This is a genomic window from Citrobacter sp. T1.2D-1, assembly GCF_950098555.1.
Classification (GTDB): domain Bacteria; phylum Pseudomonadota; class Gammaproteobacteria; order Enterobacterales; family Enterobacteriaceae; genus Citrobacter_A; species Citrobacter_A telavivensis.
Map to the genome: position 1 here is coordinate 152,163 of NZ_CATNHH010000077.1, position 18,089 is coordinate 170,251.

The window sequence follows — 18,089 nt, forward strand, 5'->3', positions numbered from 1 at the left end:
GGGTGTCAAGTGGCTGAAATCAGAGGGATTCACCGTTGCTTTTTATCACCTGCTGATACCAGGCGAAAGATTTTTTAGGCCGCCGTGCCAGCGTCCCGCTACCGTCATTATTTTTATCGACGTAGATAAACCCGTAGCGTTTTTTCATTTCACCCGTTCCCGCAGAGACCAGATCGATACATCCCCATGGGGTATAACCCATCAGGTCCACGCCATCCTCTTCGACCGCTTTTTTCATCTCGCGAATGTGCGCGGCCATGTATTCAATACGATAACTGTCGTCCACGGTGCCGTCCGGTTGCTGAACATCAATCGCGCCAAACCCGTTCTCAACGATAAACAACGGTAGCTGGTAGTGATCCCAGAACCAGTTCAGCGAATAGCGCAGCCCCACCGGATCAATCTGCCAGCCCCAGTCCGATTTCTGTACGTAGGGGTTGGAAACGAGGCTTTTACTCTCGTCATAATCGAGCTGTGGATTATCGTCCGTCGCTTTGGTAGCAAACGACATGTAGTAGCTGAAGCCGATGTAATCCACACAGCCTTCAGACAGGGCAACGCGGTCTTCCTCAGTAATATCAAGGTCAAACTCGCGGCGCGCAAAATAGTTGAGGATATGCTGCGGATATTTCCCCCGCACATGCACGTCGGTAAACCAGTAGCGACGGTGCATGGCATTCATCGCCATCATCATGTCATTCGGCGCACAGGTCAGTGGGTAGATTGGGCACATGGCAATCATGCAGCCTATCTGTAACGACGGGTTAATGTCTCGTGCGACCTTCACCGCCAGCGCACTGGCCACTAGCTCGTAATGCGCGGCCTGGTACATCACGGGTTCACGATCTTCGCCAGGCTGATACTTCAGACCAGAGTTCGTAAACGGCGCAAAATCCTCATGGAAATTGGCCTGGTTGTTGATCTCATTGAAGGTCATCCAGTACTTCACTTTATGCTGATAGCGGGTAAAGACCACTTTTGCGAAGCGGACAAAAAAGTCGATCAGCTTCCGGTTGCGCCAGCCGCCATACTCCGTCACCAGATGGTAGGGCATTTCGAAATGCGACAGGGTAATCACCGGTTCAATGCCGAACTTCAGGCATTCATCAAACAAGTCATCGTAAAATTGCAGTCCGGCCTCGTTTGGCTGCGTTTCATCCCCGCGCGGGAAAATACGCGTCCAGGCAATGGAGGTGCGAAAACATTTAAAGCCCATTTCCGCGAACAGCCTGATGTCCTCTTTGTAGCGGTGATAGAAATCGATCGCCTCGTGGTTAGGATAGTTTTTCCCCGGCAGCACACCATCGGTGATTTCACGCGCCACGCAGTGAGCCCCCGCCGTCATAACGTCGGCAACGCTGACGCCTTTTCCCCCTTCCTGCCAACCGCCCTCGAGTTGGTGAGCCGCAACCGCCCCACCCCACATGAAATTCGCATTAAATCCAGACATAGTTTCCCTCGTTGATTCGCAATGGCAAAACAGAAACCGGTTTCAGTAAGATACTGAGCAATCCCTTCAATGCTTTCAAGGAGGAAACTGAACCCGGTTTCATTTTCGTGGGTCAAGTCATAAAAACGAGCCATCGCGGAGAAAATGCAGCAAAAATCGACAGATAAAAACGGATGTAACGCAGGCTCGCAAACGTTTGCTTTCCCTGTTAGAATTGCGCCGAATTTTACTTTTACCGTAAGAAAACGTGGGGAACCAGGCAGTGACCGATAAAACCTCTCTTAGCTACAAAGATGCCGGTGTTGATATTGACGCGGGTAATGCTCTGGTGGATCGAATCAAAGGCGTAGTGAAGAAAACTCGCCGCCCGGAAGTAATGGGTGGTCTGGGTGGCTTCGGTGCGCTGTGCGCATTGCCGCAAAAATATCGTGAACCGGTACTGGTTTCCGGCACTGATGGCGTAGGGACAAAACTGCGTCTGGCGATGGATCTGAAACGTCACGATACCATCGGCATCGATCTCGTGGCGATGTGCGTCAACGACCTGGTGGTTCAGGGTGCTGAACCGCTGTTTTTCCTCGACTACTATGCCACTGGTAAACTGGATGTGGATACCGCAGCCAGCGTGATTCAGGGTATCGCAGAAGGTTGTCTGCAGTCCGGCTGCGCGCTGGTTGGCGGGGAAACGGCGGAAATGCCCGGGATGTATCACGGTGAAGATTATGACGTCGCCGGTTTCTGCGTCGGCGTAGTAGAAAAATCAGAAATCATCGACGGTTCCAAAGTGACCGATGGCGATGTGCTGATTGCGTTGGGTTCCAGCGGCCCACACTCCAACGGTTACTCACTGGTACGTAAAATTGTGGACGTCAGCGGTTGCGATCCAGAAACAACGGATCTGGAAGGCAAACCGTTGGCCGATCACCTGCTGGCGCCGACCCGTATCTACGTGAAATCGATTCTGGAACTGATCGAGAAGGTTGATGTGCACGCTATCGCGCACCTGACCGGCGGCGGCTTCTGGGAAAACATTCCGCGCGTCCTGCCGGACAACACACAGGCGGTGATCGATGAGTCCTCCTGGCAGTGGCCAGCGGTCTTTAACTGGCTGCAGCAGGCCGGTAACGTCAGCCAGCATGAAATGTATCGTACCTTTAACTGCGGCGTCGGCATGGTCATTGCCCTGCCAGCGGCGGAAGTGGACAACGCCCTTGCCCTGCTTAAAGCAAAAGGTGAAGACGCGTGGAAAATCGGCGTCATCAAAGCGTCTGACTCCGCGCAGCGTGTGGTTATTGAATAATGAATATTGTGGTGCTTATTTCCGGTAACGGAAGCAATTTGCAGGCGATTATTGATGCCTGCAAAGCGAAGAAAATCAACGGCACCCTGCGGGCAGTATTCAGCAACAAGGCCGACGCGTTCGGCCTTGAGCGAGCCAGAAAAGCGGCAATCCCTGCCCATACGCTGACGGCTGACCAGTTTTCCAGCCGTGAAGCGTTTGACCGCGAACTGATCCTTGAGATCGACGCTTATGAGCCTGACGTGGTGGTGCTGGCCGGTTTCATGCGCATTCTGAGCCCGGCGTTCGTCGCACACTACAACGGACGGTTGCTGAATATTCACCCTTCCCTGCTGCCCAAATACCCCGGTTTACACACCCACCGTCAGGCACTGGAAAATGGCGATGAGGAACACGGCACGTCGGTCCACTTTGTGACTGACGAACTCGACGGCGGACCGGTCATTTTGCAGTCCAAAGTCCCGGTCTTTGAAGGCGATGACGAGGATGAAATCACCGCTCGCGTTCAGGTACAGGAACACGCCATTTATCCACTGGTGGTCAGTTGGTTTGTGGATGGGCGACTGAAAATGCACGATAACGCCGCCTGGCTGGACGGTGTTCGCCTGCCGCCACAGGGTTACGCTGCCGACGAATAAAACCGAGCCGGATATCGGACGTCATCCTTTATCCGGCCTGCTGTTCTCTTCAACCCCCCAGTCCCCCTTCCTCTTTGCGATCGGACGGTTTATTGTCATACTTTTCTGGCACAGTTGGACATCTGAGCGCAATGCTCGCCATAATAATCAGGCAGTGTCCCGTGAATAAAACGGAGTATAAGTATTAATGGGTCAGGAAAAGCTATACATCGAGAAAGAGCTGAGCTGGTTAGCGTTCAACGAACGTGTGCTTCAGGAAGCTGCGGATAAATCAAACCCGCTGATAGAACGGATGCGTTTCTTAGGCATCTATTCCAATAACCTGGATGAATTCTACAAAGTTCGCTTCGCAGAACTCAAACGCCGCATCATCATCAGTGAAGAACAGGGTTCAAATTCGCATTCTCGCCACCTGTTAGGCAAAATCCAGTCCCGCGTGCTGAAAGCCGACCAGGAATTCGATGGCTTGTATAACGAACTGCTGCTGGAGATGGCGCGTAATCAGATCTTCCTGATTAACGAGCGTCAGCTGTCGGTCAATCAACAAAGCTGGTTGCGCCACTACTTCAAACAGTATCTGCGCCAGCACATCACCCCGATTTTAATTAACCGCGAAACGGATCTGGTGCAGTTCCTGAAGGATGATTACACCTATCTGGCAGTCGAAATTATTCGTGGCGACACAATTCGCTATGCGCTGCTGGAAATTCCGTCTGACAAGGTTCCTCGCTTTGTGAATCTGCCGCCGGAAGCCCCGCGTCGCCGCAAGCCGATGATCTTGCTGGACAACATTCTGCGCTACTGCCTGGACGATATCTTTAAGGGCTTCTTTGATTATGACGCGCTGAACGCCTATTCCATGAAAATGACCCGTGATGCCGAGTACGATCTGGTCCACGAGATGGAATCCAGCCTGATGGAGCTAATGTCCTCCAGTCTGAAACAGCGTCTGACCGCCGAGCCCGTGCGTTTTGTCTATCAGCGCGACATGCCTAATGCGCTGGTTGAAGTGCTGCGCGAGAAGCTGACGATTTCACGCTACGACTCTATCGTTCCCGGCGGGCGCTATCACAACTTTAAAGATTTCATTAATTTTCCCAATGTGGGCAAAGCGAATCTGGTGAATAAGCCGCTCCCGCGTCTGCGTCACATCTGGTTCGATAAAGAAAAATTCCGTAACGGATTTGACGCCATTCGCGAGCGCGATGTGCTGCTCTACTATCCGTATCATACCTTTGAGCACGTACTGGAACTGTTGCGTCAGGCATCGTTTGACCCCAGCGTGCTGGCGATCAAAATCAATATCTACCGCGTCGCGAAAGACTCGCGCATTATCGACGCCATGATCCACGCCGCCCATAACGGTAAAAAAGTCACTGTGGTGGTGGAACTGCAGGCACGTTTTGACGAAGAGGCTAACATCCACTGGGCGAAGCGTCTGACGGAAGCGGGCGTTCACGTGATCTTCTCTGCGCCAGGCTTAAAAATTCACGCCAAGCTGTTCCTGATTTCGCGTAAAGAAGGCGAAGAGGTCGTGCGTTACGCCCATATCGGCACCGGTAACTTCAACGAAAAAACCGCCCGCCTGTATACCGACTATTCGCTGCTGACCGCCGATGCGCGGATCACTAACGAAGTCCGCCGGGTGTTCAATTTCATCGAGAACCCGTATCGCCCGGTGACGTTCGATTATCTGCTGGTCTCGCCGCAGAACTCGCGCCGCCTGCTGTATGAAATGATCGATCGTGAAATAGCCAACGCCCAGCAGGGACTGCCCTCCGGCATCACATTGAAGCTGAATAACCTGGTGGATAAAGGGCTGGTCGATCGACTGTATGCCGCATCCAGCTCCGGTGTGGCGGTGAATCTGTTGATTCGCGGCATGTGCTCACTCATTCCGAATCTGGAAGGTATCAGCGATAATATCCGTGTCATCAGCATTGTGGACCGTTATCTTGAGCATGACCGGGTGTACATCTTCGAGAACGGCGGCGATAAGCAGGTCTATCTCTCCTCCGCGGACTGGATGACGCGTAATATCGACTACCGCATTGAGGTAGCGACGCCGCTGCTCGACCCACGTCTGAAGCAGCAGGTGCTGGATATTGTTGACATCCTGTTCAGCGATACGGTAAAAGCCCGCTACATCGATAAAGAACTGAGCAATCGCTACGTGCCGCGTGGAAACCGCCGCAAAGTGCAGTCGCAGTTGGCTATTTACGACTATATCAAATCACTCGAACAATCTGACTAACGCTATGCCAATACATGATAAGACCCCACGACCGCAGGAGTTTGCGGCGGTCGACCTCGGTTCAAACAGTTTTCACATGGTGATTGCCCGTGTGGTGGATGGCGCCATGCAGATTATTGGCCGTCTGAAGCAGCGCGTGCATCTGGCGGATGGTCTCGGCGAAGACAACATGCTGAGCGAAGAGGCGATGGAGCGTGGCTTAAGCTGCCTGTCGCTGTTCGCTGAACGCCTTCAGGGGTTCGCCCCCTCCAGCGTATGTATCGTCGGGACGCATACGCTTCGTCAGGCACAAAACGCCACCGATTTTCTCAAACGCGCGGAAAAGGTGATCCCTTATCCGATCGAAATCATTTCCGGCAATGAAGAGGCGCGCCTGATCTTTATGGGCGTTGAGCATACGCAACCGGAGAAAGGCCGCAAGCTGGTTATCGACATTGGCGGCGGCTCGACGGAACTGGTCATTGGCGAAAACTTTGAACCGAAGCTGGTTGAAAGCCGTCGTATGGGCTGCGTCAGCTTTGCGCAGATCTATTTCCCCGGCGGGGTTATTAGCCAGGAAAACTTCCAGCGCGCCAGAATGGCGGCGGCGCAGAAGCTTGAAACCTTGACCTGGCAATTCCGTATTCAGGGCTGGAACGTTGCATTAGGGGCCTCCGGCACCATCAAAGCCGCGCATGAAGTGCTCCTGGCAATGGGCGAGAAAGACGGCTTCATCACGCCTGAGCGTCTGGACAGGCTGGTTGCCGAACTGCTGCAACACCGTAGTTTCGAGGCGCTAAGCCTGCCGGGTTTATCTGAGGAACGAAAAGCGGTCTTTGTTCCGGGGCTGGCAATTTTGTGCGGTGTCTTTGATGCGCTAGCGATCCGCGAGTTACGCCTTTCCGATGGTGCATTACGCGAAGGCGTGTTGTACGAAATGGAAGGTCGCTTCCGTCATCAGGATGTTCGCAGCCGCACCGCCAGCAGCCTGGCGAATCAGTACAACATCGACAGCGAGCAGGCTCGACGCGTGCTGGAAACTACCATGCAAATGTATGAGCAATGGCAGGAACAGCAGCCTAAGCTGGCGCATCCGCAGCTCGAGGCGCTGCTGAAATGGGCGGCAATGCTGCATGAGGTTGGGCTGAACATCAATCACAGCGGCCTGCATCGCCACTCGGCGTATATTCTGCAAAACAGCGATCTGCCCGGCTTTAATCAGGAGCAGCAAACCATGATGGCGACGCTGGTTCGCTACCATCGTAAAGCGGTTAAGCTGGACGATCTCCCACGCTTTACGCTGTTTAAGAAGAAGCAGTTCCTGCCGCTCATTCAACTGCTACGTCTTGGCGTGCTGCTGAACAACCAGCGTCAGGCCACAACCACGCCTCCCACGCTGACGCTCATCACCGACGACAACCACTGGACCCTGCGTTTCCCTCATGACTGGTTCAGCCAGAACGCGCTGGTTCTGCTCGATCTGGAAAAAGAACAGCAGTACTGGGAAGCCGTGACCGGCTGGCGTTTGAAAATCGAAGAAGAACGCTCACCGGAAATCGCTGCGTGAAGCACACTCAGGTGCCAGTGACTGGCACCTGCTCTTTCAACGTCTCGCTTAACGGCTGCGGCACGCCGATTAAATATCCTTGCATGTAGTCAATCCCCAGCGAAATTGCCGCGCGGCGAATCTCTTCGCTTTCGACAAACTCAGCGACCACCTGCATTTTCTTCATTCGTGCCAGATGACAGATCGAAGCTACTATCTGATAGTCGAGGCTATTCGAAACAATATTACGGATGAAGCTACCGTCAATCTTCAGAATATTGGCGTCAACGTTTTTTAGCCTTGCATAGCTGGCGTAACCCGTGCCGAAGTCATCGATGGCAATCTGGCAGCCCAACTGCTGCAGGTTTTGCAGCGTAGTTTCCGCCTGTCCGGCATTCATCAACGCCTGACTTTCCGTCACTTCAAAAATCAATTGCCATGCTTCGATCTGGTATTTGCTCAGTAGTTTACTGATGTCCTGCGCAAACCTGGCCCGACAGACAGAGGACGCCGACAAATTAAGTGCAAAGCGACGAGCGGGCATCTGCGCACGATTCTCCGCCATAAAGCGTAACGTGTGTTCGATAACCCAGAGATCGATTCTGGAGGAGAGACCAAATTCGTGCGCGACGGGCAGGAAGGTGTCAGGGTTAATCATGCCACCGTCATCGTCCAGCAATCGCAGTAAAATCTCGTGATAAACATCGCCGCGAAGCCCTTCGATTGGCTGCGCCATCAGACAAAAACGGTCATGCTCCAGCGCATGCTGCAGCCGGTTCATCATCGCGACTTTGTCTCTCAGATTGCGCTGCATATTCATGGCACCACTACGCTCTAAATTCTCCGGCGTATTGGTCATGATGGACAACTCAGCAATGGTGCTCAACTCACCCAGCAACAAGTAGATGTGATTGACCGGAGAACGCACGTAACAATAGCTCATTCCCACCTGTGGCAGGAACGTCATACCATCCCAGACAAACCGGAACTTCTTGATATGCTCATCCAACGCTTCAATACGTTGCTGATGCGACTCCGTATTCAAGCGCAGCAACAGGTCAGGCCCGGACATTTGATAAACATGTTCATCTGGCCCCAACTTTTCAGCTATCCAGTGGGATAATTGTTGCTTGTACTGAATACGCAGCATAATTCCGTAATTTTTTACAAGAAATTCCAGTTCAGGAACGCGCAGAAAGCACAGTGCTGACCAGGGTGTACTTCTCAGCGCGCGATTGAGTGCGCGAAGATTGGGAAGATGGACCACTGGGTCAAGAAACGCAAGGCGGCGGGCACGTCCGCTCACAATCCGCTGGCGCGTCGCCAGTACCGCCATGTAATTCACAATAAAAGAAAAAACCAGAAAACTGGAAGAGGTAATCGCCAGTTGCACATCGTAACCCGAATAAAAGGGCGTATAACTTTTGTAATTATGAATCGCAATAATTAAAACCGGTGCCCACAGCAGCGATATGAAACGATAACCATAACGCATTGCTCCCCATAACATGACCGGGAGTAATAACGACATCGTATAGTTTGTACTGAATATTGAACTATTTTCATTCAATGGCATACAAAGCAAAGACATTAATGCGAACAATACCAGCAGCCAAATAATGACCTCTTTTTGTGAGGCTTTGGCATCAAACTGTAATTTTAACTGTGAATAATAGCTGCGCAAATGTAACGGATTACGAATGACGCGAATAATAAAATAGAAGAGCGGCACACCAATCAAATTCCCCACCAGAATGCCCTGGTAGTTTATTAATGCGTTGATGTTAAACGGTGTTGCTCCCATTAAGCTCAGTTTACTTTCATACATCCCCACAAAGGCGGCAAACTGGAAAAGCACCAGAAATAACGTCGCAGGACAAAAAACTTGCCAAAAAATGCGGGGAAAAACCAGCTGCGCCTCGCCATGAGAAATGTTATTACGCCGGGGCGTAAAGACGCGGTAACCGCCCCAACTGAGCACAATAGCAATAAGAAAATGCACAATAATGGGCAGCGTTTCCGCCAACCCGACCTGGGAATATTTGCGAATAAAAATAGCCAGAATAATTCCGGGTAATGCAGCCCAACCGAAAAAAATCATCAGGCTCATCATGAGTGATAACGGTAAGAAGAAAAGGATAACGTCCCCGGTGGCCACATGCGCATAGGTATTCGTATGGCTCACAAGCGGTAAAAACAGGGAAGGTAAAACCAGAGGGAGTCCCCACCACTTATCTCTGATTGCAATATAATTTTTATTCAGTCGCATAGATGCTCAGCGGAACCCCCAGAATCCTGAAGGGGGTGTATCAGACAGGCATCCCACCTGACGTCAAATTAAGATGAAAAACTCACCATACATGTCGCACCGATTTTAGTTATCAACGGAAAGTAAATTTTGACGTATATCAAATATTTTAGTCCCCATTAATCAATTATTACTTTTATTTCGCTGCGTTATCATTTTCACATTATTAATGTAAATAATGTAATTAATTTCCATAACACCTGGATATGAATCAACTGACGCAATTTTACATAATCAGTAATTGACCCGTCCGACACAGTGTGCCTTAATGTACTTATCGCCCGAATGGGCATCTCTTAAGGAACCTTTTGTGAGTCAGGCAACCAGTATGCGAAAACGACATCGATTTAACAGTCGCATGACCCGTATCGTATTGCTTATCAGCTTTATCTTCTTTTTTGGACGCTTTGTCTACTCTTCTATCGGTGCCTGGCATCATCATCAGGACAAAAAAGACGCGCAACAGTCCAGTCTCTCTGTCGAAACGCCTGCTCAACGTTAATCCTTTATTTCCAGACAGACGCCATCTGGTATTTTTTACGCCTGGATAAAACAAAAAACCCCCTGTATAAACAGAGGGTTTTGTCGACTACGCGTCAGCGACGCGAAGGGATATTTACTCCCACTCGATCGTGGCTGGCGGCTTACCGCTGATATCGTACACAACGCGTGAAATACCATTCACTTCGTTGATGATGCGGTTAGATACACGCCCCAGGAAGTCATACGGCAGGTGCGCCCAGTGCGCAGTCATAAAGTCGATAGTTTCGACCGCACGCAGAGAAACCACCCAGTCGTATTTACGACCATCGCCCATCACGCCAACAGAGCGAACCGGCAGGAACACGGTGAACGCCTGGCTCACTTTATTGTACAGGTCGGCTTTGTGCAGCTCTTCAATGAAGATAGCGTCTGCACGACGCAGCAGGTCGCAGTACTCTTTCTTCACTTCACCCAGCACGCGTACGCCCAGACCTGGCCCCGGGAACGGGTGACGGTAAAGCATGTCGTACGGCAGGCCCAGTTCCAGACCAATTTTACGCACTTCGTCTTTAAACAGCTCTTTCAGCGGTTCAACCAGACCCATCTTCATCTCTTTCGGCAGACCGCCTACGTTATGGTGAGATTTGATGACGTGCGCTTTACCGGTCGCAGAGGCCGCAGATTCGATAACATCCGGATAAATGGTGCCCTGCGCCAGCCATTTCACATCTTCCAGCTTGAGCGCTTCTTCGTCGAAGACTTCAACAAAGACGCGACCAATGATCTTACGTTTCGCTTCAGGATCGTTTTCGCCTTTCAGCGCCGTCAGGAAACGTTCTTCCGCCGGAACGTGAACAATGTTCAGACCAAAGTGGTCACCGAACATGTCCATCACCTGCTCGGCTTCATTCAGACGCAGCAGGCCGTTATCAACGAAGACACAGGTCAGGTTTTTACCGATCGCACGGTGCAACAGCATAGCGGTGACTGAAGAATCCACACCGCCGGAAAGGCCGAGGATCACTTTGTCATCGCCAACCTGCTGGCGGATACGCTCAACGGCGTCATCGATAATTTTTGCTGGCGTCCACAGCGCTTCACACTGGCAGATGTCGCGGACAAAACGCTCCAGCATGCGCATTCCCTGACGGGTGTGGGTGACTTCCGGGTGGAACTGTACGCCATAGAAGCGTTTTTCTTCGTTCGCCATGATGGCAAACGGACAGCTTTCGGTGCTGGCAACGGTGACGAAATCAGACGGAATCGCCGTCACTTTATCGCCGTGGCTCATCCACACGTCCAGCAGCGGTTTGCCATCAGCGGTCAGGGAATCTTCGATGCCACGAACCAGTGCGCTGTCGGTCACAACTTCAACCTGCGCGTAGCCAAATTCACGCTCAGTCGAACCTTCAACATGACCGCCCAACTGCATTGCCATCGTCTGCATGCCGTAACACACGCCGAAGACCGGAACACCGGCTTCGAAAACGTATTGCGGTGCACGCGGGCTGTTTTCTTCGGTGGTGCTTTCCGGGCCACCGGAAAGAATGATACCGCTAGGATTAAACTCGCGAATCTGTGCTTCAGTCACATCCCATGCCCACAGTTCGCAGTAAACGCCCAGTTCACGCACGCGACGTGCAACCAGTTGTGTGTACTGAGATCCGAAATCAAGGATGAGAATGCGATGCTTGTGAATATTGTCTGTCATTGACGCTAATTCCGAGGCAAGTGAAACAGGTTAAATAAATCGCCCGACACAAGGTCGGGCGAAGAAAATCAGGAGCCCATACGGTAGTTCGGGGACTCTTTGGTGATGGTCACGTCGTGAACGTGGCTTTCCTGAATACCCGCACCACTGATACGTACGAATTCCGCTTTAGTACGCAATTCGTCGATAGTACCACAGCCGGTCAGCCCCATACAGGAGCGCAGGCCGCCCATCTGCTGGTGAATGATCTCTTTCAGGCGGCCTTTATAGGCAACACGGCCTTCGATACCTTCCGGCACCAGTTTGTCAGCAGCGTTATCGCTCTGGAAGTAACGGTCAGAAGAGCCTTTGGACATTGCGCCCAGAGAGCCCATGCCGCGGTAGGATTTGTAAGAACGGCCCTGGTAGAGTTCGATTTCACCTGGGGATTCTTCGGTACCTGCCAGCATGGAGCCAACCATTACCGCGCTTGCGCCCGCGGCGATGGCTTTGGCGATATCACCAGAGAAACGGATACCGCCGTCAGCGATCACCGGAATACCCATGCCTTCCAGCGCTTCAACGGCATCAGACACCGCGGTGATCTGCGGAACGCCCACGCCGGTCACGATACGGGTCGTACAGATGGAGCCAGGGCCGATACCCACTTTCACCGCGCTCACGCCGGCTTCCGCCAGGGCACGTGCGCCCGCGCCGGTCGCCACGTTGCCGCCAATAATTTGCAGATCCGGGTATTTAGCACGCGTTTCACGAATGCGCTGTAACACGCCTTCTGAGTGCCCATGAGAAGAGTCGATCAGCAGCACGTCAACACCGGCAGCTACCAGCGCATCAACACGCTCTTCGTTACCTGCGCCAGCGCCAACCGCAGCGCCAACGCGCAGACGACCATGCTCATCTTTACAGGAGTTCGGTTTACGTTCGGCTTTCTGGAAGTCTTTCACGGTGATCATGCCGAGCAGGTGGAAGCTGTCATCGACAACCAGCGCTTTCTCAACGCGTTTCTCGTGCATTTTAGACAACACGACATCGCGCGCTTCGCCTTCGCGAACGGTGACCAGACGCTCTTTCGGCGTCATGTAAACGCTGACCGGTTGGCTCAGATCGGTCACAAAACGCACGTCACGACCGGTGATGATCCCGACCAGTTCATTGTCTTGTGTCACCACCGGGTAACCCGCAAAACCATTGCGTTCGGTCAGTTCTTTCACTTCACGCAGGGTCGTGGTTGGCAGAACGGTTTGCGGGTCGGTTACCACGCCAGATTCATGTTTTTTCACGCGGCGAACTTCTTCCGCCTGACGCTCAATCGACATGTTTTTATGGATAAAACCGATGCCGCCTTCCTGTGCCAGCGCAATTGCGAGGCGCGCTTCAGTCACGGTGTCCATTGCTGCGGAAAGCATAGGAATGTTCAGACGAATGGTTTTCGTCAACTGCGTGCTGAGGTCGGCAGTATTCGGCAGAACGGTGGAGTGAGCGGGAACGAGGAGGACGTCGTCAAACGTCAAAGCTTCTTTAGCAATACGTAGCATGGGCAATATCTCTAACCTGGGGGTGGATAAATATTGCCGTGGCATTATACAGAGCGTAATCGGTTGCATCCACACTTTTTTGCAAATAATGCTTGCGCTCCTGCTCAGGCGGGTTACTATCGATTGAATAACCTGCTGATTTAGAATTTGATCCCGCTCACATGTTATCCTCTCAGACCTCCGCAATCTTTACTGTTAGCCGCCTGAATCAGACGGTTCGTCTGCTGCTTGAACAAGAGATGGGGCAGGTCTGGATCAGCGGTGAGATTTCCAATTTCTCGCAGCCGTCATCGGGGCACTGGTACTTCACGCTCAAAGATGACACTGCGCAGGTGCGCTGTGCAATGTTCCGCAACAGCAATCGTCGGGTAACCTTTCGCCCCCAGCATGGCCAGCAGGTGCTGGTTCGCGCCAATATCACCCTGTACGAGCCGCGCGGCGACTATCAGATTATCGTCGAAAGTATGCAGCCTGCCGGCGAAGGCCTGCTCCAGCAAAAGTATGAACAGTTAAAGGCCAAGCTGCAGGCTGAAGGGCTTTTTGATCAACAGCACAAGCAGCCTCTCCCCTCTCCCGCCCACTGTGTGGGTGTGATCACCTCGAAGACCGGGGCCGCACTGCACGATATTCTCCATGTACTGAAACGCCGCGATCCCTCTTTGCCGGTCATTATCTATCCGACCGCCGTCCAGGGCGACGACGCGCCGGGGCAGATTGTCCGTGCTATTGAACTGGCGAATACGCGCCAGGAGTGTGATGTTCTGATTGTCGGGCGTGGTGGCGGTTCGCTGGAAGATCTCTGGAGCTTTAACGACGAGCGCGTCGCCCGGGCTATTTTTGCCAGCGAGATCCCCGTCGTCAGCGCGGTCGGCCACGAAACCGACGTGACGATTGCCGATTTTATTGCCGACCTGCGAGCGCCAACGCCTTCGGCCGCGGCTGAAATGGTCAGCCGGAATCAGCAGGAGTTGCTGCGCCAAATCCAGTCCGCCCAACAGCGTCTTGGCATGGCAATGGACTACTTTCTGGCGAACCGCAGTCGCCGATTCACCCAGATTTATCACCGCCTGCAACAGCAGCATCCACAGTTGCGTCTAGCCCGTCAGCAGACAGCGCTGGAAAGATTGCATCAGCGTATGAACGTGGCCATCGACAGCCAGGTGAAGCGCACCAGCCAGCGCCAGTCTCGCCTGGTACAACGCCTGAACCAGCAAAGTCCTCAGCCGCGTATTCATCGGGCGCAAACCCGTATTCAGCAACTGGAATATCGTCTGGCGGAGAATGTGCGCTCACGTCTGAGCGCCACGCGTGAACGCTTTGGCAACGCGGTAACGCATCTGGAAGCCGTCAGCCCACTCTCGACCCTGGCGCGTGGTTATAGCGTCTCTACCGCCACCGATGGCAAGGTGCTGAAAAAAGTGAAACAGGTGAAGGCGGGTGATGTGATGACCACCCGACTGGAAGACGGCTGGGTGGAAAGCCAGGTCACCGATATCAAACCGGTGAAGAAGCGCGCCCGCAAGTAAGTGGTCAGCCCCTGTCAGGGACTGCCCCCATCCGTTCACGCGTTATGCAACGTAAACTCAACGCGTTTTTTTGAAATCAATCCGTGGCCGTTCTGGCAAAAATAATCCACCGCACCGCAGGCTTTCAACACCTGGAGCGGCTTGTGGCAGTCCGGACAACATGCTTCAACGGTAAAGTCTGTATGACAGGTCGCGCAATGGGCCGTTTCACCATTGCGCTCCAACGGGTTATGACAAACAGGACACATCAGTTCCATACTATCTCCTCACTCTCCTCTTCTGAGGATGCCATCAATTACTGGGGGCTCTGTTCTGAAGATACTGACCCAATGCCTTTTCTGACGTGAAACAGGTAAAGGTCATCTTCGGGCTCACCGTCATTAGAGGACTGTGCGGCAAGCGCCAGTAGCTTACGGGTTTTCTCGATTTGTTTTGCTTTATCGGTCATCAGGCGATCTTCTAAAGACGGACTTCCGTGCGCCTGAGTAACGTTACCAGAATATAAACGGTAGACGGAAAGATACCAAAAAGCCCGACGGGTGCGGGCTTTTTGGGGGTTACCTGCCTGGCAGGTAAGTTATTACTTACTTTTCTTGATGTGCTTAATCAGACGCTTACGCTTACGCATCTGGGTTGGAGTCAGCGTATTGCGCTTATTGGCGTACGGGTTCTCACCCTCTTTAAACTGAATGCGAATCGGCGTCCCCATCACTTCCAGCGATTTACGGAAGTAGTTCATCAGGTAGCGCTTATAGGAATCCGGCAGGTCTTTGACCTGGTTACCGTGAATCACCACGATCGGTGGATTATATCCCCCCGCATGGGCATATTTCAGCTTCACGCGACGGCCACGGACCAGCGGTGGCTGGTGATCTTCAGCCGCCATCGTCATGATACGGGTCAGCATCGCCGTACTGACGCGGCGGGTGGAGCTGTCATACGCTTCACGGACGGATTCAAACAGGTTACCGACACCGCTGCCGTGCAGCGCAGAGATAAAGTGCACGCGCGCGAAGTCGATAAAGCCCAGACGGTAGTCCAGCGTCTCTTTCACCTGCTCTTTCACTTCCTGAGTCAGTCCGTCCCACTTATTCACCACGATAACAAGTGAGCGCCCACTATTGAGGATGAAGCCCAGCAGAGACAGATCCTGGTCAGAAATACCCTCACGAGCATCAATCACCAGCATCACCACGTTAGCGTCTTCAATTGCCTGTAATGTTTTGATAACCGAGAACTTTTCCACCGCATCGGTGATCTTGCCACGCTTACGCACCCCGGCGGTATCGATCAGCACATACTCGCGCTCATCACGTTCCATCGGGATATAAATACTGTCACGGGTAGTCCCTGGCATGTCGTAAACCACCACGCGGTCTTCACCCAGAATACGGTTAGTCAGTGTGGACTTACCGACGTTCGGGCGACCGACAATCGCCAGTTTGATCGGCAGGTCCTGCGGATTGAAGTCATCTTCCGGCTCTTCTTCACCGTTCTCGTCGGCTTCGAACTGCGCCCAGTATTCGGCGTCTTCATCCACCTCTTCCTGCGGCGCGGCATCATCCATCCACGGCAGCAGAACGTGTTCCAGCAAACTGAGCACGCCACGACCATGAGACGCGGCGATCGGGTGAATTTCACCCAGACCCAGCGAGTAGAAATCAACGATGGCCTGATCCGGATCGAGTCCGTCCGTTTTGTTGGCGACCAGGAACGTCGGTTTTTCACGGGAGCGTAAATGCTGGGCGATAGCTTCATCGGCTGGCATCAGGCCAGCACGCGCATCAACCATGAACAGCACTACATCCGCCTCTTCAATCGCCAGCAGCGACTGCTCCGCCATACGCGTTTCTACGCCATCTTCAGTGCCATCAATACCACCGGTATCGATACAGATAAACTCACGACCTTCAATCTCCGCACGACCGTACTTACGGTCACGAGTCAGACCCGGGAAATCCGCAACCAGCGCATCTCGGGTGCGAGTTAGACGGTTAAATAACGTGGATTTTCCGACGTTAGGGCGCCCGACAAGCGCGACCACAGGTACCATGTTTAAAGCCTCATTTTAAAAATCATCAGACAACAGCCGCCATTTTTGCGCTGTTGTTAAAAACAGGAAAACGGCCCCTGCACCAGGAGCCGTTTTTTAAAGCGTACGACCAGGACGATTAACGTGTAATAGAGTACACGGTACCGTCTTTGGCCTGGATCAGCAGTTTGCCATCGGCAGAGACCGGTTCGGTCAGGAAGCCAGAGCTGTCTACTTTCTGCTGAGCCACAAAACGGCCGTCTTCGACATTAAGCCAGTGCAGGTAACCTTCGCTATCCCCTACCACCAGGTTGCCATTATACAACGCCGGGGAAGTCAGCAGACGGTGCAGCAGATCGCTCTGCGTCCACAGCGTTACGCCGCCATCGGTAGTCAGCGCCAGTACGCGGTCATTCTGATCCACCAGGTAGATACGGTTGCCGTCGACGATAAAGTCATTCACCGAGCCCAGTTCACGTTTCCACATGATCTGGCCACTGCGCAGATCCAGCGCGGTCAGGTTACCATTATAAGCCAGGGCGTAAACGACGCCATTGACGATAACCGGCGTGGTATCCACATCGCTCAGACGGTCGATCTCGGTAGAGCCGGTAGCCTGAGAAATACGCTGCTGCCAAATCATCTGGCCTTGCTGCATCAGCACGGCACTTACGCGACCATTATCACCACCGACGATGGCTGCACCAAAGGCGGTTGCCGGCGCAGATTCGCCACGCAGCGACAGAGACGGCATATCCAGGTTCACGGTCCACTTAATGGCGCCGTCGGCTTCATTCAGGGCCTGCAACTGACCGTTGCTGGTATGAATCAGCACCATTCCGTCGCTGACTACCGGACGAGAGAGCGCTTCGCCCGCCACTTTGGTTTGCCACGCAACCGTACCGTCCGCCGCGTTCAGCGCGTAAACCTGCGCTTTTTCGCTGCCAAGATAAACGTGACCGCCAGCAATCGTTACGCCGCCAGACAACTGCGCCGACGAGCGTGAGAACCAGCCATCTTTCTCGCCCAGGTTAACCGACCAAACTTCTTTACCGTCATCAGCATTCAACGCTTTCACCACGCCAGCCCGATCGGCAGCGTAGACCACGTTATCGGCATACGCCGGGTGGAGGTTGGAATAGAAATCACCGATACCGTTGCCTACAGAAGTGCTCCAGACCGTAGACGGGGTAAACTGATTTTCAACCACCGGTAATGGGGACATTTTTACAACGTCTTCTTCGCCACTAAACAGTGAACAGCCGCTCAACAGGGTAACGGAAAGCAGCCCTGGCAGAAGTAATTTACGCAATTGCATCGGGTCCCT

At 52.9% G+C, this 18,089-nt stretch carries 14 protein-coding genes and 1 pseudogene; 6 read left to right on the plus strand and 9 right to left on the minus strand.

The genetic code is table 11. From position 1 onward, the window contains the following. Positions 1-19: 19 nt before the first annotated feature. A complete protein-coding gene (locus QQZ17_RS24680) occupies positions 20-1,450 on the minus strand; it encodes a 6-phospho-beta-glucosidase (protein ID WP_152402981.1) in 1,431 nt (476 codons plus the stop codon). A 262-nt stretch (positions 1,451-1,712) separates the two neighbouring features. Between QQZ17_RS24680 and purM the strand changes: the two genes are divergently transcribed. From purM to ppx, 4 genes are all read left to right on the plus strand, one after another. Beyond that, positions 1,713-2,750 carry a phosphoribosylformylglycinamidine cyclo-ligase gene (purM, locus tag QQZ17_RS24685; protein ID WP_152402977.1) on the plus strand — a complete coding sequence of 346 codons (1,038 nt, stop codon included), beginning with the start codon at positions 1,713-1,715 and terminating at the stop codon, positions 2,748-2,750. After that, complete coding sequence (purN, locus tag QQZ17_RS24690) at positions 2,750-3,388, plus strand: phosphoribosylglycinamide formyltransferase (RefSeq protein ID WP_152402975.1); 639 nt, start codon at positions 2,750-2,752, stop codon at positions 3,386-3,388. Before purM ends, purN begins: the two co-directional genes overlap by 1 nt. Positions 3,389-3,575: 187 nt before the next feature. Continuing rightward, positions 3,576-5,642 (plus strand): polyphosphate kinase 1, encoded by a 2,067-nt coding sequence (gene ppk1, locus QQZ17_RS24695; protein ID WP_152402973.1) that lies wholly within the window; start codon positions 3,576-3,578, stop codon positions 5,640-5,642. Positions 5,643-5,646: 4 nt separating this feature from the next. Next, positions 5,647-7,188, plus strand: a complete 1,542-nt coding sequence (ppx, locus tag QQZ17_RS24700; RefSeq protein WP_152402971.1) for an exopolyphosphatase — start codon at positions 5,647-5,649, stop codon at positions 7,186-7,188. A 7-nt stretch (positions 7,189-7,195) separates the two neighbouring features. Here ppx and QQZ17_RS24705 read toward each other — a convergent pair whose 3' ends face one another. Beyond that, the gene (locus tag QQZ17_RS24705; protein ID WP_152402969.1) at positions 7,196-9,436 is read right to left on the minus strand and encodes a bifunctional diguanylate cyclase/phosphodiesterase; all 2,241 of its coding nucleotides are present in this window, start codon (positions 9,434-9,436) and stop codon (positions 7,196-7,198) included. Positions 9,437-9,598: 162 nt separating this feature from the next. Continuing rightward, a pseudogene (locus QQZ17_RS24710) lies at positions 9,599-9,745 on the minus strand (hypothetical protein). Between the two features lie 40 nt (positions 9,746-9,785). Here QQZ17_RS24710 and QQZ17_RS24715 point away from each other — a divergent pair. Further along, on the plus strand, positions 9,786-9,977 hold the full coding sequence (locus QQZ17_RS24715) for a YfgG family protein (RefSeq protein WP_012906630.1): 192 nt from the start codon (positions 9,786-9,788) through the stop codon (positions 9,975-9,977). 114 nt (positions 9,978-10,091) lie between these two features. Here the strand turns inward: QQZ17_RS24715 and guaA are convergent, their stop codons facing one another. Both guaA and guaB read right to left on the minus strand, forming a co-directional pair. Then, on the minus strand, positions 10,092-11,669 hold the full coding sequence (guaA, locus tag QQZ17_RS24720) for a glutamine-hydrolyzing GMP synthase (protein ID WP_061074957.1): 1,578 nt from the start codon (positions 11,667-11,669) through the stop codon (positions 10,092-10,094). Positions 11,670-11,737: 68 nt separating this feature from the next. Continuing rightward, entirely contained in the window at positions 11,738-13,204 is a 1,467-nt protein-coding gene (gene guaB, locus QQZ17_RS24725) for an IMP dehydrogenase (protein WP_046485000.1), read from the minus strand. 161 nt (positions 13,205-13,365) lie between these two features. On the opposite strand from guaB, the gene xseA reads away from it, so the two are divergent. Further along, positions 13,366-14,730: an exodeoxyribonuclease VII large subunit gene (gene xseA / locus QQZ17_RS24730; protein WP_152402967.1), complete on the plus strand. Its 1,365-nt coding sequence runs from the start codon at positions 13,366-13,368 to the stop codon at positions 14,728-14,730. Between the two features lie 35 nt (positions 14,731-14,765). Here xseA and QQZ17_RS24735 read toward each other — a convergent pair whose 3' ends face one another. The 4 genes from QQZ17_RS24735 to bamB form a co-directional block, all read right to left on the minus strand. Beyond that, a complete protein-coding gene (locus QQZ17_RS24735) occupies positions 14,766-14,987 on the minus strand; it encodes a zinc ribbon domain-containing protein (RefSeq protein ID WP_152402965.1) in 222 nt (73 codons plus the stop codon). Between the two features lie 38 nt (positions 14,988-15,025). Continuing rightward, positions 15,026-15,178: a hypothetical protein gene (locus QQZ17_RS24740; protein WP_187696657.1), complete on the minus strand. Its 153-nt coding sequence runs from the start codon at positions 15,176-15,178 to the stop codon at positions 15,026-15,028. A gap of 132 nt (positions 15,179-15,310) precedes the next feature. Continuing rightward, complete coding sequence (gene der, locus QQZ17_RS24745) at positions 15,311-16,783, minus strand: ribosome biogenesis GTPase Der (protein WP_152402963.1); 1,473 nt, start codon at positions 16,781-16,783, stop codon at positions 15,311-15,313. A gap of 118 nt (positions 16,784-16,901) precedes the next feature. Continuing rightward, positions 16,902-18,080 (minus strand): outer membrane protein assembly factor BamB, encoded by a 1,179-nt coding sequence (gene bamB, locus QQZ17_RS24750; RefSeq protein WP_152402961.1) that lies wholly within the window; start codon positions 18,078-18,080, stop codon positions 16,902-16,904. Between the last annotated feature and the right edge of the window lie 9 nt (positions 18,081-18,089).

Excerpts from the sequence above, each read along its gene's own strand:
- QQZ17_RS24680 (WP_152402981.1), bottom strand. The coding sequence starts at position 1,450 with ATGTCTGGATTTAATGCGAATTTCATGTGGGGTGGGGCGGTTGCGGCT.
- purN (WP_152402975.1), top strand. The coding sequence starts at position 2,750 with ATGAATATTGTGGTGCTTATTTCCGGTAACGGAAGCAATTTGCAGGCG.
- ppk1 (WP_152402973.1), top strand. The coding sequence starts at position 3,576 with ATGGGTCAGGAAAAGCTATACATCGAGAAAGAGCTGAGCTGGTTAGCG.
- ppx (WP_152402971.1), top strand. The coding sequence starts at position 5,647 with ATGCCAATACATGATAAGACCCCACGACCGCAGGAGTTTGCGGCGGTC.
- QQZ17_RS24705 (WP_152402969.1), bottom strand. The coding sequence starts at position 9,436 with ATGCGACTGAATAAAAATTATATTGCAATCAGAGATAAGTGGTGGGGA.
- guaA (WP_061074957.1), bottom strand. The coding sequence starts at position 11,669 with ATGACAGACAATATTCACAAGCATCGCATTCTCATCCTTGATTTCGGA.
- guaB (WP_046485000.1), bottom strand. The coding sequence starts at position 13,204 with ATGCTACGTATTGCTAAAGAAGCTTTGACGTTTGACGACGTCCTCCTC.
- xseA (WP_152402967.1), top strand. The coding sequence starts at position 13,366 with ATGTTATCCTCTCAGACCTCCGCAATCTTTACTGTTAGCCGCCTGAAT.
- QQZ17_RS24735 (WP_152402965.1), bottom strand. The coding sequence starts at position 14,987 with ATGGAACTGATGTGTCCTGTTTGTCATAACCCGTTGGAGCGCAATGGT.
- QQZ17_RS24740 (WP_187696657.1), bottom strand. The coding sequence starts at position 15,178 with ATGACCGATAAAGCAAAACAAATCGAGAAAACCCGTAAGCTACTGGCG.
- der (WP_152402963.1), bottom strand. The coding sequence starts at position 16,783 with ATGGTACCTGTGGTCGCGCTTGTCGGGCGCCCTAACGTCGGAAAATCC.
- bamB (WP_152402961.1), bottom strand. The coding sequence starts at position 18,080 with ATGCAATTGCGTAAATTACTTCTGCCAGGGCTGCTTTCCGTTACCCTG.